Source organism: Lacihabitans sp. LS3-19 (assembly GCF_024343575.1).
Classification (GTDB): Bacteria; Bacteroidota; Bacteroidia; order Cytophagales; family Spirosomataceae; genus Leadbetterella.
This window is the reverse complement of sequence record NZ_RJUA01000008.1, coordinates 60,981-79,112: the sequence shown is the minus strand read 5'-3', so window position 1 is coordinate 79,112 and position 18,132 is coordinate 60,981. Positions and strand designations below refer to the sequence as shown.

The following is an 18,132-nucleotide window of genomic DNA, read 5'->3' as shown; positions in this document are numbered from 1 at the left end:
TAATCATTAATATTTTTTATGAATTATACTTTAAATCAACTTCAGATATTTCTGAAAATAGTACAAACACAGAGTGTAACTAAAGCTGCTGAAGAGCTCCATCTTACGCAACCGGCAGTTTCTATTCAACTGAAAAACTTTCAGGATCAATTCGAAATACCTTTGACTGAGGTACTTGGGAGGAAAATTTACATTACTGATTTTGGTCGTGAAATAGCTATAGCCGCAGAAAATATCATTAATCAAGTATATGCTATCAATTATAAAACGCAGGCATTCAAAGGCCAGTTAACGGGCAGGTTGAAAATCTCGATAGTTTCAACAGGAAAGTACATTATGCCGTTTTTTTTAACGGCATTTATGCAAAAACACGCAGGTATAGAGCTTTTGATGGATGTGACCAATAAAAATATGGTGATAGAAAGTTTAGAAAACAATGAAGTGGACTTTGCCCTTGTGTCAATTTTGCCTTCTAATCTTAATATTGAATACCTTGAATTACTTCAAAATAAATTGTATTTGGTTGGAAATGCCCCAATAAATGCAAAAAAGAATGCAAAGCCCGAAGATATATTTAGAGATTTACCTTTGATTTTTAGAGAAAAAGGATCGGGAACTCGTCAAACAATGGTAAACTTTATAGAAGGCAATCATCTGTCTGTTTTGAAAAAAATGGAGCTAACTTCAAACGAAGCTGTTAAACAAGCCTTGATAGCCGGCCTTGGATATTCTGTGATGCCTTTGATTGGAATTAGAAACGAGTTGCAAAATAATGAACTCCAAATTATACCAGTCAAAGGTTTGCCAATTACGACTAATTGGAGCCTAATTTGGTTAAAAGGGAAAAAACACTCTCCAGTTTCTCTCTCATTTTTGGAATATTTAAAGGCGGAAAAGGCAGAAATTGTTAAGGAAAGATTTAGTTGGTACGAGAATTATTAAAGTTAAATACTTGTAAATAAATATTTTATATTTCTTTTGAAGCTTTTCTTTGGTCTTTAAAATTTACAGATTCATTTTTTCGGTTATAGGTTCTCAAAATTTTGAATATGCTTTTATCACTTCGCAGCCTCTACCCAGTCTCTAACTATTTTCTTAAGATTTTCCTCATTGCTTTTTATGTACTCCAGGTTTTTGAAAGTTGCAACTGCCCGATTGTTTTCTTTCCAAACCAATAGACCCGTTGGGTCATTAATTAGTTTGTCCTTAGGTTGTTTTTTTACTTTGGCTCCACAATGAAAAATCAGCTGCACTTGTTTTGGTGGCTGAATTCGCATCGTTATTCTGTCTTCGTTATTGTAGCAATAGTTTGGTCCATTCCATTTTATGTTTTCTGTCAAAGCCAGGTTTGCCGACAAAATACAATTCCGCAAAGCTTCTATCTCTTTACGAAAAGGGTGGTTCTGAGCATCTAAAAACTCGCTTACTTCGGGACTGATGTTTTGAACTTGCATAGCGTTAAAATTTCAAAATTTATTTTTTTAGAATTATTAAAATATTCAGGTTGATTGTCTTTTGCAAATTTAAGGGTTTTACGTTTTTATATGATTTTTTTTCTCACGCATCAACAAATTTAATTTTAGGTTTTTTGAAAAAGATTCCTATTTCTGGGTATTTGTTTTTTTGAATTTAAAGCCAAAAAAATTGACAATTTCCTTAATAGTCAGTTTTGTCAATTCTTCAGTCTCCTAAAAATCAGTTAGTAGCATTTATTTATAATTCTACTTTTCATGGTCTTGTTTGTGATAAAAAAAAGAAGCCATTCAAAAAATTTGACACTATCGGCATTTTTTTATATTTGTAAAACTAAAAAATAACCAATGCCTAAAGTATGTGTAATAGGGGCTGGACCATCCGGGATTACAGCTATTAAAAATTTGCTCGATCAAGGATTAGAAGCGGTCTGTTATGATTATAACAATGAAGTTGGCGGAAACTGGATATTTAATGAGAATGAGAGTCATTCGAGTGTATTTGAAACTACCCACATAATAAGCTCTAAAACGCTTTCGCAATATGAGGACTTTACCTTCGATGATTTTGAAAAAGGTATACCGGATTATCCTTCACACGATCAATTAAGAAGATATTTTCAAGCTTATGCCGCACATTTTGATTTATATCCTACGATTGAGTTTAATACATTGGTTAAAAAATGCGAGCTCAATAAAGAAAAGCATTGGAAATTAACGACAGAAAAAAATGGTGTTGAAAAAGTTGAAACCTTTACGCATTTGGTGGTTTGCAACGGTCACCATTGGCAACCACGATATCCAAATTATCCAGGAAAATTCACGGGGGAATTAATTCATTCTCACCACTTTAAAAAAGCTGCACCTTTTAAGGATCAACGCGTTTTGGTAATTGGGGGTGGGAATTCTGCTTGTGATGTGGCAGTGGAGACAAGTCGAGTAAGCAAAAAAACTGTTATTAGTTGGAGAAGGGGTTATAGAATTGTTCCTAAGTTTTTGTTTGGAAAACCTAGTGATGTCGTAGCCTCCAAAATGGTTTTTTTACCCTCAAAAATTAAATTTTTCTTTTCTGAATTAACCGTAAAGCTTTTTGCGGGCTCAAATAAAGCCTATGGTCTGCCCGAACCTGAACAAAGTATCACAGGCACACATCCCACTGTTAATGATGAGTTACTCTATAAACTGAGGCACGGGAAAGTATTCCCCAAAGGCGATATTGATCATTATGAGAATAAAAAAGTTTTTTTTAAAGATGGAAGCTTTGAGGAGTTTGATGTAATTATTGCATGTACAGGTTTTGTATTGTCCCATCCGTTTTTTGAAAAGGATTTTATAAATTATAGTGAAGGAGACGTGCCGCTTTATTTGAAAATGCTTCACGAGGAGCATGAAAATTTATTTTTTATAGGCATGTTTCAACCACTTGGCTGTATTTGGCCAGGGTCTGAACTTCAAAGTAAGCTTGCCGCAAGAGCTATTAAAGGTTTGTGGAAAGTCCCTTCTAACATTAGAGAACTCTGCCGAAGAGAGGTTACGCATCCACATTTTAGGCAAATAAAGACAGCAAGGCATACTATATCTGTAGATTACCATTTATTTGTAAAACAGTTAAAAAAACATCTTCCTAAAAATTATGTAAGCAAAAGTAAAATTTCTAATAAAGTTGATTTGGGATGAATGGTACCTCAAGAGTGAAAATTTAATCTTTGAAAACTGTTTAATGGATTATTTTTTGCCATAAGAACATCATGGGTCGTCATTTGGACTTTAAACTATGGTTACTTTCATGTGTTTCTATTAGCTCTAAGTGCTAATCAGACCTCTAGTTTGAATGATAAACGAGCAGGAAAACTTCTCATTTATTATCCATTAAATATTTTGTTCCGTTTTATTTCTTTTCCTTGTCTGAGCCTAATAGCATGATATAAACTTGGTACATCATTGGTCCAGGTTTTGAGAACTAATATTATAGAAATAATTTCAATTCTTGTTATAATCCCAAGCCAAAAACAGACGGTAAAAATTAGGCCAGATTCGCAATTAAGAATTATTTCAACTAAAGTCGCAAATAAGACCAATGTCCATATTTTTGCACCGATTGAATGCGTGGCTATTTCCTTTCTAAATTTAAGAAAACTAACAATATAAGTCAAAATCTCAAACCCGATTAAGATTGTTAATTTAGAAGAATTGTTTTCGAAAAAGATTGGACATTGAATATAAGTGGCAATTGCCATAGAGATAAAAAAGACTTGATCTACTGAAGAATCCATTCGTCTCAAAAATTGCGTAGAAATATTTAATTTTCTGGCTATTATTCCATCAAAAATATCAGTTAGTAAACCAAAAAGCAAAAGACTTACCGCTATTATGTTATAGTTTTGGATTTTTAATACGCTGATAATTATTACCAAAAAACCTAGTATCAATCTTATGATAATTAGTGCGATCGGGATTTTGTTTATAATACCATTTGTGGTCATGTGTTTATAGATTTCACCTTTTGTTTCGTAGAGCTAATTTATTAAATTATGATAAGAGATTTTGTTGTTTTTTGAAATAAAAATTCGGAGAATAGATATTATATACTTCTTAAAAGTCTATATTTTTAGTCCATAAAACAAATTCCGAATTTTCAGTGCAAGACATAGATTTAATGAAATTTTCGAAATTGAAATCTTTATATTTTGAGACAATTTCATATACTTCTTCAAAACCTTTTGTTCCTTGTGGAATCAAACATTCCTCTGTTTTTCCCATTAATGTCAACCAAATATCAGGTGCAAATGGTCCGGTATCAGTGTTAATTAGTTTTATAGTCTCAATGTTTTTCCAAAATATTTGTTCTGTCTTTCTTTTTGGATGTTCTACTTTTATAAATTCTTCTGAAATGAATACTAAATAATCATCTTCAGGATTTTTTGATGTTTTTATGCCAAAAAGTTTATTTAAAATGCCCATTTAAGTTTAGATATATTTTCATTATTTTTAGTTATTCCTCTATGGCTATAGATTCAGGAGAAATATATTTTGACCTTCAAATCATTCTTATAGAATGAATGACTATTACACTTTGATTTAAAGATAGGCCAGGTTTTTGCCTTTTTAGAGTTTTACTTTCTCCAATTCTTAATACTACCAAGGCCCATTCTGCTTAACTTGATAAAAGCGTTTGCCATCAAATCGATAAAGTCCACTTCCGGCTCCCCACCACATGTTTCCAGCTTTGTCTTGGTACATACTTTGTACACAGCAGTTTATTCCGTCTGCTGGAGTGAAAACAGTAAATGCCTTTGGGTCGGTTTTGTTGAGAGATGGGTCAAATCTTGTGGTGCTTCCTCGGGCAGTAACCCAAATAATGCCCGAATCTTCGATAATTATTCCCCAAAATTCAGTTCCACCTAATCCGTCTTTGGTGGTGTATTCTGTAAATGCACTGCCACCGGTAGTCAGCTCGGCCTTTGGGTCGTATTTGCAAATGCCGTTTTTCATTGTAAACCATATATTTCCAGCTTTATCCTGAGCGATGCCTCCAGCATAATTTTCTCCCAATAATTCTTTTTCTGCAATGTGCGTAATTGTTTCACCGTCATACCGATAGACGCCATTGTTAGAAGAAGCAAACCAAATATTTCCAGCTTTGTCTTCCATAATCCCAGCAATATTTATGGACGTCGGGAGAGATCGAAACAAGGAAAAGGATTGCCCACCTTTTTCGTCTATGTTGGGGTCATATCGATAAACGCCTTTGTGTGTGCCTACCCAAATCGTGCCTGATTTGTCAATCAAGATACTCTTTCGGCTAATGTCGACATGGTTGAGTCCATCTTTTTCATTGTAATTTCTAAATGTTTTTCCGTCATATTTGTAAACGCCTTGGTCGGTTCCAAACCAGAGCTTGCCATTTTTGTCTTCATTTATAGCAAAAACAGAATTACTATAAAAACCTTCTGGATTAGAAAAATAGGTCAACGTTTTCTCATCATACCTCACCACGCCTTCGCCTATAGTCCCAAACCATAAATTCCCTTTAGAGTCTTGAAAAATACTTCTGATATATTGGCTGACCAGCGTTGTGTCAAAATCCGGAGCCAAAGCCACCGCCTTAAAGTTTTTTATAACAATAGGGCTTGGTCTGGAAGCATTTGTTTTTTCTTGTCCTGTGCAGGAAGAAAGAATTGCCAAAAGGCTGAATATTAGTAGTTTGTATAGTTTCATGATGACGATTTTATTTTTGATCCTATTTTTTTCTCAGTTCTTGAGGAGATTTACTCAAATGTGTGGATTTTACTTTACCATTATTTTCTAAAATTGAAGCAATGAACTTTAAAATATTTCCTGTTTTATATTATAAGGTTTTATTTATTTAATCAATGATAGTATCAAGATTATTTTATTTTTTTCAAAATGCTAGCAATTATCTGTTTTACTGAGGTAAATAAAGCTGAGCAAAGCGTTTTTGCTGAAGATAGAAAGTAATTATCGCAAATACAGTTTTATAGCCATTTCATTCTAATTTTTGTCCAACTTCTCTAATTACATTTAATAAAAAGTCAGATGTCTTTTTCGTTTTTCTATGATTAATTAAGCACGCCCTTAGCACAAATTCTTCTCCCAATTTTGTTCCTGTTATAAATACGCGTCCATCCTGTTCCAATGCTGGTATAAGGTTTTTATTGATAGTCTTAATAGCTTCTTCGGATGTTAAATTACCAATATATCTAAAGCACACTACAGCTAAATGAGAAGTTGATTTTAGCTCAAAGTCACTTGATTTATTAATTTCATCTGCCAGATAATGCGTCAAATCAATGTCTTTTTGAATCATTGCTTTAAATGCGTTGAATCCATAAGATTTTAAACTCATCCAAACCTTAAATGCCTTAGCATTTCTTGAAACTTGAAAATAATGCTCATTAAATTCTAACCTATTGGTTCCAGTTTCTAGTTCGGTGTCTAAGTACTCTGCCTTTTTATAATAGGTTTCACGCAATGAGTTCCAATCTTTAATAATAGCACAACCCACCTCAAAGGGTTGATAGAGCCATTTATGAAAATCAAGAGCTATAGAATCAGCTCTTTCTATGCCTTTGTAGTATTGTTTCAAACCATCCAATGAAGACGCCAAACCGCCATAAGCACCATCAATATGAAACCACATTTGATGTTTTTCGGCAATGTCTGCCAAAGCATCCAAATCGTCAATAGCTCCTGTATTTACTGTACCTGAAATTCCAACTATACAAAATGGGAGATAACCCTGAGAAATATCTTTTTCTATCTGTTGCTTTAGGGCTTCAATATCAATTCTGTAATCGATATCTATTCTGATTTTTCTTAATTGATTGCTGCCAATACCCAAAATCTGAACGCTCTTATCAATGCAACTATGCACTTGTTCGGATGCATATACTGTAAATGGTTTTTTATTGAATAAACCTTCCTCTTTGATGTTTTCTTTTTTGAAAAACACATTTCGAGCAACTGTTAAGCCGGTTAAGTTGGCTGCCGAACCACCACTGACCATTACGCCACCAGCCTTAGGGTGGTATCCGATCATTTGCGTTGTCCAATGAATTACTCTTTTTTCGATTTCATTCATGGCAGGGGACAAATGCCATTTGGTCGGATTCTGGTCTACCGTATTGGCCAATGTTTCGGCAAGGTTAGATATTTGATTGCCTCCAGACATCACATAGGCATACATATGTGGGCCTAAATTACCAGTAGCAGTATTCAGGACTTTTTGCCCCACAAAACTTAGCAATTCTCCATTATCCATTCCGTTTAAGGGAATAGATTCATCAAACCAACTTTCCACCTCTTCTTGTGAAAAATCGTGATACCCTTTCTGTGTCTCTATTTGCTCGTATTGCTTTAAAACAAGTTCATTTGTTTTATTCAATAAGTCCTTGTATTCGTTTATGTCTAAGTCTAATGATTTCAATTTAATTTTTTATTTACAAAATTTGAATCAATCGTATTATTGCCGTTTAAAAGTCTTTGGTATTATTCTTTAATTGGTAACGGTTGAGGGCTTGATGCTGGGCAGGATTAAATGTACAAAAGCACAATAGAGCTCCAATGCCTAGTAGATGTACAAATGCTGAATTTATCACTTCGGCCTGCCTTGAGTTTAAACCCTTATTATCGGTTCGCGGCTTATTTTGTCTATCCTGAAACCCTTTCTCAGTTCTCAAATCCCTCCTTCACTCCAATAACAAATTCATTAATACTAGCAATGATTAGAAATAAAATTATTGTTGTAATCACACTGCGAATCAGTAAACTAAACTTTGAATATCCATAAGTTGAGAAGTACTGAAAATAATACCAAATTGAATATACAAAAGTCAAAACACCTACAATACTGAAAAAATAGTTTATTGGTAATATACTTTTAAAAAGAATGGCAATTAATGTAAAAATTATTGCGATAAGTAATTCTCCGCATACTTTATATATGTTTAATATAAGGTGTTCCGTGAAATTTTGTTTTGCTTTTTTGAAAAACAAAAAAGTAAAAAATGCTAATAATGGTATTTTTATAATAGTAAACAATTTAGGATATTTTTTTGAGATTTTGTCAAACTTCGTCACTAATTCTTTATTGCTCGAAAAATAGTAAGTAGTATCAATTAACTTTATTTCTGAAATATTTCCAACGAAATACCCTACTGCAATTATCATGATAATTAGAGAAACATAATTAAAATGTTTTGCTCTTTTACCTTCGATAAACTCTCGAATACTGTGTCCTGGACGAGTGAATAGCTCTTTTATTGAAAAAAAGAAACCTTTATCAAGGTGTAATATGCCATGTACTAGGTCGTGCACAAAAAAATGGTGTAGTGAAAATCGGTGCGTTGCTGCACTTTGTCCGCAATCAGGACAAAAATTACTTTTTATAAGTTTATTGCAATTCAAGCAATGATTTGTCATATTATAACTATTTTGTTATTAAGATTGTCTTTTAACCTGTTAGCTAACGGTGGCGGTATGAAAAGTTGCCGATTGAGGGCGATTTCCTGTCAAGTTACACAAAAGTTGAAGCGGGCTACAACCCTTGAATAACCTACTGTCCCGGCATTTTTTTATACCGCATGTTACCAGCTGGGCTTTATATATTTTGTCCATTCATCTTAATATTATTCCTTGTTTTTCAAGTTGGTCAGCTCCAGGCAAAACCCCAAAACTCCCAATTTTTCTTGTCGTCAATTTATTATGAATATGATACTTTAATTTTCTTGAAGTCTGTTGAATTTCTGACCAGTCCCACAAACTTACAAGTCCATTAACTTTATTCGTGTTTTCCCATTTTAATGCTCCCTTTTCGTTAAAGTGTCCGATATGAGAATGTTTAAGTTCATTATTATTTAGTCCACCAAAATATAATTGAATTAGTCCCCAACCTTCTGTCGAATAGCGAAATGTATGTCCATTGCAACGTTTTGGGTCAAGGTCAACTTTTCTAAAAATTGGTTTGCCTTTATGTCTTGGTGTCCAGAGTTGAAATGTCATTCCAAATTCGTCTATATCAAGGTCAAACTTTGACGCAATTTCGTCAACCGTTTTGTATTCACAAATCTCTTGTCCAAACGGTGAACCCAAGTCGTAAACATGCAAATCTGTGTCCTTGAAAATAAAATCAAGAACTTTCAATTTGTCAGCTTTGTCTGCGAAAAAGTCGTAATTCATGTTCTTATGTTGTCTGTCGTTTTAGCCTTGATGGTAACATCTCAGTTTACCCAACTCTAAAATAGAGTTGCCGATATTTTTACTTTATTTCCCTTATAATCAATCACATATTTATTTATTGTCATTTGTTGTCGGTTTAAAGTACGGCAGAAAAGCCGCATGTTTCTTTGTGTTTTTAAAATTTGAAATAAATATAGGATTTTTTCTGAGAGAATTAAAATCGTATTAAGTCAAAAAAGTATTTTGAAATAATCATTTCTCAGAAATAGCCACATACTTTTTTAAATTTGTTGGCTTTTCGGCTTGTTTTACTAAAAAATCTGCCACATCGGCTCGGTTAATTTCTCCTATGTTTATGCCTTTGTAAAGTTCAGTTTCAATTCGGTATTTTTCTGTCAACGGCTTGTCTAGCAGTCTACCAGGTCTTACAAATGTCCACTGTAGCGGAGCGTAAGAGATTATTTCTTCCATTTTGGTTTTGTCGGCATATACGTCTTTTAAGAAATACTTCAAAAACATTTTCACAAACCAAGAAACATAGTTTTGGCTCTCGCCAGTACCAAATCCCGTAACGAAAATAAAGGGAATGTCTGTTCTGTTTATTTCTACCAAAAGTTTAGCAAAATCCGAAAATAGGGTGGTGGTTTTCATGTTTTTGCCAGTGCCCAACGTCACTATTACGGCTTCTGCATTTTCTATGGCTTTTAGTACATCGGGTTTGATATTTGCACTTCCTTTTATGGCGGTAAAAGTTTGCATGCCTGCCAATTGTATATCTGAGCGAGAAAGGGTAATCACTTCATGACCTCTATCTAAGGCTCTTTTTAATGTTTCTAGGCCAATGCCAGCAGATGCTCCTATAATGGTTATTTTCATGCTATTTGTTTTTCTTAAGAGAATTTGGTTTCGCGGGTGTTCATTTTACATGGTTTTTAATGGAATTTCTGTATTTAAATCCACAAGCTTTGAAATTAAATTTTAAATAGAGAAATATTCTATTAGACAATATTACCCATTTTTATTCAATATGTAAAAAGCGCATTCATCTTTCCTAATCAAAGAATTGTGGCTATAAGTCTATAATATAGGTTAGAAACAACCCACCTTTTTTCAAAAAGGTAGGTCGTCGCCGTCGGCTACTTGGCTGGGTACGGCTGCTGCTTGGTTGGCTGCTACGTAGTTTTTCTGGTTACTATTTTCTCCATCGCGGTTGGGTTTACCGAGCATTTGCATGCTGTTGCCTCTTATTCTAAACGAAAACTTCTCTACGCCGTTGGCGTCTGTGTATTTTTCGGTTTTTATGCGACCTTCTATATACACGCTGTCGCCTTTTTTGAGGTATTGCTCCGCTATGCCAGCCAAGCCTTCCCAAAGCTCTATGCGGTGCCATTCAGTGCTCTCTACTTTTTGACCTTCTTTGTTTTTGTAAGATTCTGTTGTAGCGATATTAAAAGACGCCACTTTTGCTCCACTCGGAAGCGTTCTGATTTCTGGATCTGAGCCTAAGTTTCCGATTAACAATACTTTGTTTAATGATGCCATGATTTTGTTTCGTTTAAATTGTTAATATTTATTTTCAATTGTTTCTTCCCTTGTTGAGAAGACGATGCAAAATTGGAGTATCGCCAAATATTTATTCGGTTAATAAACGTTTGTATTCGTTTGTAAATGTTTGTTGTCGGGTATTGTTTTGATTTCTAGCAATTTGTGATTTATGAAAATTATAATAACCACATAGAACACAATAGGAAATACCACATAGGAACATAGTTTTTTTGAACAGTATTTTCTATGTACCTATGTGAAATTTTCCAAAATTAAAATCTATGATACCTATGTGTTTATTTAAAATCGCGAATAACCACATAGGGCACAATAGGAAATACCACATAGGAACATAGTTTTTTAGAACAGTATTTTTCTATGTATATAGTGAAACTATCTTTAATTTGAGTCTATGATACCTATGTGTTTATTTAAAAACCGAAAATAACCACATAGACCACAATAGGAAAAACCACATAGGGACATAGTTTTTAATATAGAATAGAATTCTATAAAGCCTATTTATTTAAAAAATACCAGAATAAAATCATTTAGAAACTGCCAAGCCGACAAAAGAATCGGCTGTACCATAATATAAAAACCATTTGCCCTTAAAAAACACCAATCCTTCGGCGAAAGTAGTGCCAGCCTTGTATTGTCCCGTAAGTTCGTGGGGAAGACTTGGTACAAGAAATGACTTGTCAGAACGGCTGATAACTGTGTGCAGATCTTTGGGGTCAAAGACTACTTTGCCAACAGTGTAAGTACCAAGCGGATATTCAGAGGAGGCATTGAATTTTTCATCGCTGTTTTTGCCATTGTACACCAAAACCACACCTTCGTCGGTTATCATAGCTGGCGGGCCACATTCAGTAAGATTGCTGTCAAAAAATCCTTTTCGAGTTTGAATCACATATTTCAATTCCTTGTTTTCGTCTAACTCTGGGTACCAATCGTATAGATTATCAGAAGAAGCGAGGTTTACACCATGCTCTCCCCAATACATCCAATATTTGCCATTTATTTTGGCAGCAACATATTTATCACCCCTTTTTTGTGTTAAAATAGAACCAGATTTAGATGCCATATTTCTAAACTTTCCTTGGTAAGCTTCATAAAAAGCAGGCCCTTTTTTGTCCCAATGGATGAGGTCTTTTGAAAACGCAATCGAAAGTCTAGGTGTATCATAGTTCCATGCAGTATAGGCTACTATGTAAGTTCCATCTTCAGTTTGCACAACCCGAGGATCTTCGCAGCCACCTGGTGCATCATATATAGAAAAAGCATCCTCGCTCGGAAAAAGTACAGGCTCGGGAAGTTTTTTAAAATGAATCCCGTCAGTACTTTCGGCTAAACCAATTCTGGAAGTTCTACCACCCAAATGTGCCTTTGGATTGTCTTCGGCCCTATACATAAGCATGATTTTATCGTCTTTTACAATAGCCGCAGGATTAAAAACATCAGCTCTTTGCCATTTTATTGGCATTTTTTTCATTGGACAATCAAACACAAAAGTGCTGTCGGCTTGCAAAACTGGATTGACGGAAGTTTTTTGGAAATTATTAAAATCTATATGAGAAATGCTTGTAGATGAGGTTCTGCAAGAAACATTTATGACAAATAATAGGAGGGCGAGTAAGACTCTTTTTTGCATTTTATTAAGGTTAAAGCTTGTAAACCCCTAAAAAACAAAAAAAGCCCGGTAATACCGAGCTTTTCTTGAATTCTATAAAAAGAATATTATTTTTCTACAGCTGGAATAGCTTTCATTGTTTCTCCTTCGTTTTCTAATCTTCTCTGCATAGCGTCAACTACTATTGGAGCAGCTATAAATAGTGAAGAATATGTACCGACAATAACACCTAAGAACATACAGAAGATAAATCCACGGATGGTTTCACCTCCGAATACCAAAAGGATTAATAATACAATCAAAGTAGCCACACCCGTTACGGCTGTACGACTTAATGTACTGTTCAAGGCATTGTTGATTGTAGTTTCGATAGGCTCTTTTTTAGATCCTTTCTCTCTTAGATACTCACGAATACGGTCAAACACAACCACGGTATCGTTCATAGAGTAACCCATCAAAGTCAATACCGCACCTACAAACGCCTGATCGATATCTAATGAGAATGGCAATAAACCATTTAACAAAGAGAATATTCCCAAAATCACCAAAACGTCGTGGAACAAGGCTACCACAGCACCAAAACCAAAGGCAACACTTCTAAATCTGATGTAGATATAGATAAACGTGATAATGATAGAGTAGAAAATAGCTTGCAATGAAGACCAGATGGTATCGTTGGCAATCGTTGGTCCAACTTTCGAAGTACCTACTACTTTACCTGGGTTTTCTTTGAATGAAGCCAAAACTTTATCAAGATTTGATTTGATTTCGTCTTCTACAGCAGGCTCAGTATTGTCAATTTTATAAGCAGAAGTAATTTTAACTTTATCAAATCCACCGAAAGTTTTAACTTCAACTGCATTGTCAGGGAAAACAGAAGCCACAGCCGATCTTACATTTTCAGTATTTACGTTTTTCTCAAACTTAGCTTCGTATGTTCTACCACCTTTAAAGTCAACGCCAAGGCCAAACCCTCTAATACCTATTGAGATAGCACCCGCAAGGATGATAGCACCAGAAATAGTATAGAATATTTTTCTTTTCTTGATGAAGTCAATATTTGAATCTTTGAAAAGTTTCTCTGTCCAAGCAGTCTTGAAATTGATAGTTTTTTCTTTTTTGATGAAATAATCAAATATCAATCTTGATACAAACACAGCACAGAACAATGAAGTGAAAATACCAATCAATAATGTTGTAGCAAATCCTTTTACCAATCCTGTTCCGAATATAAACAAGATAACACCCGTAATCAAAGTAGTTACGTTAGAGTCAATGATAGAAGGCATAGCGTTTCTGAAACCTTCGCTTATGGCGGTTATAAAGTTCCGACCGGCGGCCATTTCTTCCTTAACACGTTCATAAATTAGAACGTTAGCATCCACTGACATACCAACAGAAAGTACAAGACCTGCAATTCCTGGCAAAGTCATGGTAGCACCAAAAGATGCCATAACGCCTAATAGCAATACCAAGTTAACCAAAAGAGCAACGTTGGCCACCCATCCTGCTTGGCTATAATAAATCAATACAAATATCAAAACGGCGATTAATCCTAAGATAGAAGATAATACACCTGCTCTCAATGCTTCAGATCCTACAGATGCACCAACTACAGCTTCTTCAATGATGTTTGTTGGAGCTGGAAGCTTACCTGCTTTCAATACGTTAGCCAAGTCTTGGGCTTGTTCAACACTGAATCCACCAGAAATACTTGAATTTCCACCAGTGATCTCTTGGTTTACATTTGGAGCTGAATAAACATAATTGTCAAGAATGATGGCAATTCTGTTTCCAACGTTGGCTCCTGTCATGTTTTTCCATTTTCTAGCACCCAAAGCATTCATTTGCATTGACACATCCGGTTTACCCGTCATTGGGTCATAATCTTGTTTTGCGTTGGTGATTACGTCTCCTTCTATTGGAGCATTGCCGTGGTCTTTTACTGGATAGATGTCTACTACTTCTTCCTTTGTTACAGGATTTTCAACTGGACTAACATCATACAAGAACGTCATGTTGGCAGGGAACATACCCAATGCTTCAGGGCGTTTTAATACTTGATTCAGCCTAGAAGTATCTTTTATTCTTACTGCCATTCCTCCAGTAGGAGAACCTACGAATATATTGGCTAAAGAATTCGCATTGCTAAGTGAATCATTTTTTGTAGAATCAGATTTTGCAGCTAGTGCAGAAGCCAATCCACTTTTTGTAGTATCTTTAGAAGCAATTTTATTGCTTACATTACTGATTTTTGTCTCAAGGTCAATTTTGTTCAACAAGGCAGCAAACGCATCAAAAGATGGTCCCAAGTCTTGCATAGAATATACCTCACAAAATTCTAATTTCGCAGCACCCGAAAGTAATTTTCTAACCCTAGCTGGATTATCAATACCAGGTAATTCAACTTGAATTCTGTTGGTTCCAGGGATTTTCGATAGGTTAGGGTTAGCAACACCGAATTTATCAACCCTCGTTTGGATTACTTTAAATGAACGATCAAAAGCACCATCTACTTCACCTTTGATATATCTGATTACCTCAGCGTCTGAAGAGTTAAGGTTTAAGATATCTCTGTTTGAGCTATTGGTAAATACTGTTGAAAGTTTAGTATTAGGAGCTAGTTTTTTGTATTCTGAAACAAACAAATCAACAAAATTTGTACTGCTCGATACAGCCAATTTCCTAGCTGACTCTACGGCTTGATTTACACGTGGGTCACGCGAGCCTTTTGCCAATGATTTCACGATTTCAGTAGGTGAAACCTCTAAAATTACGTGCATACCTCCTTGAAGGTCAAGTCCAAGGCCAAGCTCTTGTTTGCTTAGGTTTTCTAAAGTCGAACCCAAAAAGACATCTTGTTTCCACAATGAATCCAAATATCTTTGTTTTTTACCTGGGATTTCTTTCCCGTCTTTGCCTAAAGCATATTCGCTGGCATCTTTTCTGATGTCGTTAACTTTCCATGTTCTTACCAGATAATATAAACTGATAACCGAAAAAGCTATGAAAAGAACTAATATTCCTACTCTGTTTTTCATAAAAATTGATTTTTTCCTATTCCCCGCATAGGTTTTTTGTTAATAATATAGGCACAAAGGGGTTTTGAGCCATTTATGGTTTAAAGCTAATGTTCAGTAAGAAGGAGATTTCAGGGAGCGTTTATCGCTATGTGATGTTCAAATAGCTTTTCGAAGTACGAATTGCTATGATAAGAATAATTAGGATTGGAAAGAGGCGTATTTTCCTCATAACCAAATATGCAGTTTTCGACAAATACCAAATGGAATTCGCCAAAATAAAAATCGTAACTAGGAACTACCGTTTCGTGACTTATTTGTTGAAAAACGGAAGTTTCTTTTTCTTTTTTCTCAGAATCGGTGGTTTTTGTCTCCTGTTGAGGTACATACGTAGCCGAAGCCATGTGTGCTGAAAACACACTGATGAGCATTACAAGCCCAATAATCTTCGATATGATGGTATTTTTTCTCATTTTGAAAGCACAAAAGTACAAGAACTTTAAAGTAAAAATCAAGAAATGTGCCAAAAAATAATAAAAAATAGGATTTTCCTTATTTTATGGATTTGATTAGCTGTTGTTTGGAGAGATAAATTACACCCAAATCTTTCTCACAATTCTTGAATACCAAGGCTTCTTTTTTGATGGGGAATGTATAAAAATACAAAGTGTCATTTACAATTTGCAGGTTTTCGCCTAAGGCTTGATTTTGCTCTTTGGAGAATTTGTAGGCTTCCAGAATTTCGCCGATTTTGCCGTTTTTTAAACTTTCTTCATTCAAAAATGATAAATTTAGTAATTCAACTTTTTGATTTTCTAAAGTCAAGGCATCTACACATTCAATATTAAAATCACCATTTACTTTTTCTGAGATTGATTTTCCTAATTTATTGGCTGCCTCTAATATGTCAATTTTGCTAACTTTTCTGATTTTGTACTCTGCCATGTGTTCTTTTACTTCAGCAGTGTCTACTCTTTTTACATTTCCGCAGGAAATCAAAATGAAGCTAGAAATAATCAATAATAATGGTTTCATATTTTATGGAATTAATAAACTTGAATCGCCAAAACTTAAGAAACGGTATTCGTTTTCCATTGCGGCTTGGTATATCTCCTTCCATTTTTGTTCTCCAATAAATGCCGCTACCAACATTATTAATGTAGAAGAAGGCTGATGGAAATTGGTGATTAATGCCTTACATATTTGGAATTTATACCCCGGAAAAATCATAATCTCTGTATGGCCGACGATTTCAGTTAAATTAGAATTTTCTAAATGTGAAATTACAGCAAACAATGCCTTTTCGGCTGTTATTTCTTCTCTTTTTTGATAAGGGAATAGTTTTTCTATGAAAAATGAGCAGGCTGGGTTTTCTATTAATTTCACGCCAAACCAGTACAAACTTTCTAATGAACGCATAGAAGTTGTGCCGACAGGAACCACGAACTCAAGGTTTTTAGCAAGTTTTTTAATAAATTCCAGTGTGAAAACCATTTGCTCATTGTGCATTGGGTGTTCCAAAGCATTCTCTGTTTTTACGGGCATAAATGTTCCCGCACCCACATGTAGCGTCAAAAAACTTTTAATGATGCCCTTTGCGGCTATGTTTTCAAACACTTGCTCACTAAAATGTAGTCCAGCTGTAGGTGCTGCTACCGCACCTTTGTTTTCAGAGTAAACTGTTTGGTAGTCTTCTAAGTCCGAATCTTCTGAGCTGCGGTTTAGATAAGGAGGGAGTGGTATTTTTCCAAAAGTTTCCACCAATTTGCTAAAAACTATTTCGGATGTCCATTGAAGTTTTACATGATTGTTTTCTCGATCTACTATTTCAGCTTTAAGCTCAATTTGCTTGTTTTCTATTCCTAAGGTAGCAGTTAGAATTTCGCCATCTTTCCATTTCTTTTTATTGCCTATCACACATTCCCAAACCGAAACTTCAATAGCCTCCATTGCTTGTGAAATCACAGAACTTGGTAGTACTGGATTTAATAAAAATACCTCAATGATAGCTCCAGTGTCTCTTTTGAAAAACATTCTGGCAGGAATCACTTTGGTATTATTCAATACCAAATGCGTATTTTTGGGTAATAATTCAGGAATCTGATGAAAAGAATGGTGAGAAATACTACCACCATTACATACCAAAAGCTTTGAGCGGTCTCTTGGTTCTGTCGGATATTTAGCTATCCGATCTTCTGGTAAATCGTAAACGTAATCTGAGATTTTGATTTCCATCAATCCTCTTTCGGTGGGTTAGTGAAAAGTATTCTTAAGGGTAAATAAAACAAGAGCCCCATGAGTATAACTACACCTAATATCAACAACCAATTGTAATTGAAATCCAACATTTGGTTTTTGTTGGAGTTGATGTTATTAAGACCTAAAACAACGAAAATAAGATAGGTATTTGTCAAAGCCAAAAAGGCAGAAAACCATCCTTGCAAAAGGTCTTTCAATGCTGTAGAGTGGTTTGCCCACATGCTTTGTGGGATTATTTTCTTGAAATCTACTTTTATGATTTGGCTCAGAAGTAAGTCCATTAAAAAATTTAAAAAGAAAACTATACCTGCAGCCCAGTAAAAAAACTGTTGTTTTCCAATGAAATTAATTGGATACCCTTGGTCATTATGGCCGACAGCTATGCTTTCAGGCAAACTTTTATAACAAAAAAGTATGACAAGGCTTATGATTATTACCGAACCTATCCTCCAAAATCTAAAAAATATATTTATCATATTGAACCGAATGAATAAATGTGTTTAAC

17 protein-coding genes are annotated in these 18,132 nt (G+C 34.7%); 2 read left to right on the top strand and 15 right to left on the bottom strand.

Translation table 11 applies throughout. The features are described 5' to 3' along the window. Positions 1-18 precede the first annotated feature (18 nt). A complete protein-coding gene (locus EGI22_RS09085; RefSeq protein ID WP_255067908.1) occupies positions 19-942 on the top strand; it encodes a LysR family transcriptional regulator in 924 nt (307 codons plus the stop codon). 116 nt (positions 943-1,058) lie between these two features. Here EGI22_RS09085 and EGI22_RS09080 read toward each other — a convergent pair whose 3' ends face one another. Continuing rightward, entirely contained in the window at positions 1,059-1,454 is a 396-nt protein-coding gene (locus tag EGI22_RS09080; RefSeq protein ID WP_255067907.1) for a DUF1801 domain-containing protein, read from the bottom strand. A gap of 366 nt (positions 1,455-1,820) precedes the next feature. Here EGI22_RS09080 and EGI22_RS09075 point away from each other — a divergent pair, with 366 nt between their 5' ends. Beyond that, on the top strand, positions 1,821-3,149 hold the full coding sequence (locus tag EGI22_RS09075; RefSeq protein WP_255067904.1) for an NAD(P)/FAD-dependent oxidoreductase: 1,329 nt from the start codon (positions 1,821-1,823) through the stop codon (positions 3,147-3,149). Between the two features lie 185 nt (positions 3,150-3,334). Here EGI22_RS09075 and EGI22_RS09070 read toward each other — a convergent pair whose 3' ends face one another. The 14 genes from EGI22_RS09070 to EGI22_RS09005 form a co-directional block, all read right to left on the bottom strand. Next, positions 3,335-3,955: a CDP-alcohol phosphatidyltransferase family protein gene (locus tag EGI22_RS09070; RefSeq protein ID WP_255067903.1), complete on the bottom strand. Its 621-nt coding sequence runs from the start codon at positions 3,953-3,955 to the stop codon at positions 3,335-3,337. A gap of 109 nt (positions 3,956-4,064) precedes the next feature. Continuing rightward, on the bottom strand, positions 4,065-4,433 hold the full coding sequence (locus tag EGI22_RS09065; RefSeq protein WP_255067902.1) for a hypothetical protein: 369 nt from the start codon (positions 4,431-4,433) through the stop codon (positions 4,065-4,067). Positions 4,434-4,607: 174 nt separating this feature from the next. Next, on the bottom strand, positions 4,608-5,690 hold the full coding sequence (locus EGI22_RS09060) for a two-component regulator propeller domain-containing protein (protein WP_255067901.1): 1,083 nt from the start codon (positions 5,688-5,690) through the stop codon (positions 4,608-4,610). Positions 5,691-5,979: 289 nt separating this feature from the next. Then, entirely contained in the window at positions 5,980-7,419 is a 1,440-nt protein-coding gene (locus EGI22_RS09055; protein ID WP_255067899.1) for a pyridoxal-dependent decarboxylase, read from the bottom strand. Between the two features lie 242 nt (positions 7,420-7,661). Then, on the bottom strand, positions 7,662-8,399 hold the full coding sequence (locus EGI22_RS09050) for a DUF3667 domain-containing protein (protein ID WP_255067898.1): 738 nt from the start codon (positions 8,397-8,399) through the stop codon (positions 7,662-7,664). A 210-nt stretch (positions 8,400-8,609) separates the two neighbouring features. Beyond that, positions 8,610-9,170, bottom strand: a complete 561-nt coding sequence (locus tag EGI22_RS09045) for a hypothetical protein (protein ID WP_255067896.1) — start codon at positions 9,168-9,170, stop codon at positions 8,610-8,612. A 252-nt stretch (positions 9,171-9,422) separates the two neighbouring features. Beyond that, complete coding sequence (locus tag EGI22_RS09040) at positions 9,423-10,046, bottom strand: NAD(P)-dependent oxidoreductase (RefSeq protein ID WP_255067894.1); 624 nt, start codon at positions 10,044-10,046, stop codon at positions 9,423-9,425. A gap of 234 nt (positions 10,047-10,280) precedes the next feature. After that, positions 10,281-10,712 carry a single-stranded DNA-binding protein gene (locus EGI22_RS09035; RefSeq protein ID WP_255067893.1) on the bottom strand — a complete coding sequence of 144 codons (432 nt, stop codon included), beginning with the start codon at positions 10,710-10,712 and terminating at the stop codon, positions 10,281-10,283. A gap of 550 nt (positions 10,713-11,262) precedes the next feature. Beyond that, positions 11,263-12,369 (bottom strand): glycoside hydrolase family 130 protein, encoded by a 1,107-nt coding sequence (locus EGI22_RS09030; protein ID WP_255067891.1) that lies wholly within the window; start codon positions 12,367-12,369, stop codon positions 11,263-11,265. 86 nt (positions 12,370-12,455) lie between these two features. Further along, positions 12,456-15,389, bottom strand: coding sequence for a protein translocase subunit SecDF (gene secDF / locus EGI22_RS09025; protein WP_255067890.1), 2,934 nt, complete (start codon positions 15,387-15,389; stop codon positions 12,456-12,458). 110 nt (positions 15,390-15,499) lie between these two features. Beyond that, positions 15,500-15,841 (bottom strand): hypothetical protein, encoded by a 342-nt coding sequence (locus EGI22_RS09020; RefSeq protein WP_255067889.1) that lies wholly within the window; start codon positions 15,839-15,841, stop codon positions 15,500-15,502. 79 nt (positions 15,842-15,920) lie between these two features. Then, complete coding sequence (locus EGI22_RS09015) at positions 15,921-16,403, bottom strand: hypothetical protein (protein ID WP_255067887.1); 483 nt, start codon at positions 16,401-16,403, stop codon at positions 15,921-15,923. A 3-nt stretch (positions 16,404-16,406) separates the two neighbouring features. Then, a complete protein-coding gene (locus tag EGI22_RS09010; protein WP_255067885.1) occupies positions 16,407-17,603 on the bottom strand; it encodes an S-adenosylmethionine:tRNA ribosyltransferase-isomerase in 1,197 nt (398 codons plus the stop codon). Continuing rightward, positions 17,603-18,103 carry a hypothetical protein gene (locus EGI22_RS09005; protein WP_255067884.1) on the bottom strand — a complete coding sequence of 167 codons (501 nt, stop codon included), beginning with the start codon at positions 18,101-18,103 and terminating at the stop codon, positions 17,603-17,605. The genes EGI22_RS09010 and EGI22_RS09005 overlap by 1 nt, the downstream gene beginning before the upstream one ends. Positions 18,104-18,132: the final 29 nt, after the last annotated feature.

Coding starts and splice junctions, on each gene's coding strand:
- EGI22_RS09045 (WP_255067896.1), bottom strand. CDS start 9,170: ATGAATTACGACTTTTTCGCAGACAAAGCTGACAAATTGAAAGTTCTT.
- EGI22_RS09035 (WP_255067893.1), bottom strand. CDS start 10,712: ATGGCATCATTAAACAAAGTATTGTTAATCGGAAACTTAGGCTCAGAT.
- EGI22_RS09040 (WP_255067894.1), bottom strand. CDS start 10,046: ATGAAAATAACCATTATAGGAGCATCTGCTGGCATTGGCCTAGAAACA.
- EGI22_RS09060 (WP_255067901.1), bottom strand. CDS start 5,690: ATGAAACTATACAAACTACTAATATTCAGCCTTTTGGCAATTCTTTCT.
- EGI22_RS09015 (WP_255067887.1), bottom strand. CDS start 16,403: ATGAAACCATTATTATTGATTATTTCTAGCTTCATTTTGATTTCCTGC.
- EGI22_RS09075 (WP_255067904.1), top strand. CDS start 1,821: ATGCCTAAAGTATGTGTAATAGGGGCTGGACCATCCGGGATTACAGCT.
- EGI22_RS09030 (WP_255067891.1), bottom strand. CDS start 12,369: ATGCAAAAAAGAGTCTTACTCGCCCTCCTATTATTTGTCATAAATGTT.
- EGI22_RS09005 (WP_255067884.1), bottom strand. CDS start 18,103: ATGATAAATATATTTTTTAGATTTTGGAGGATAGGTTCGGTAATAATC.
- EGI22_RS09080 (WP_255067907.1), bottom strand. CDS start 1,454: ATGCAAGTTCAAAACATCAGTCCCGAAGTAAGCGAGTTTTTAGATGCT.
- EGI22_RS09070 (WP_255067903.1), bottom strand. CDS start 3,955: ATGACCACAAATGGTATTATAAACAAAATCCCGATCGCACTAATTATC.
- secDF (WP_255067890.1), bottom strand. CDS start 15,389: ATGAAAAACAGAGTAGGAATATTAGTTCTTTTCATAGCTTTTTCGGTT.
- EGI22_RS09065 (WP_255067902.1), bottom strand. CDS start 4,433: ATGGGCATTTTAAATAAACTTTTTGGCATAAAAACATCAAAAAATCCT.
- EGI22_RS09020 (WP_255067889.1), bottom strand. CDS start 15,841: ATGAGAAAAAATACCATCATATCGAAGATTATTGGGCTTGTAATGCTC.
- EGI22_RS09085 (WP_255067908.1), top strand. CDS start 19: ATGAATTATACTTTAAATCAACTTCAGATATTTCTGAAAATAGTACAA.
- EGI22_RS09010 (WP_255067885.1), bottom strand. CDS start 17,603: ATGGAAATCAAAATCTCAGATTACGTTTACGATTTACCAGAAGATCGG.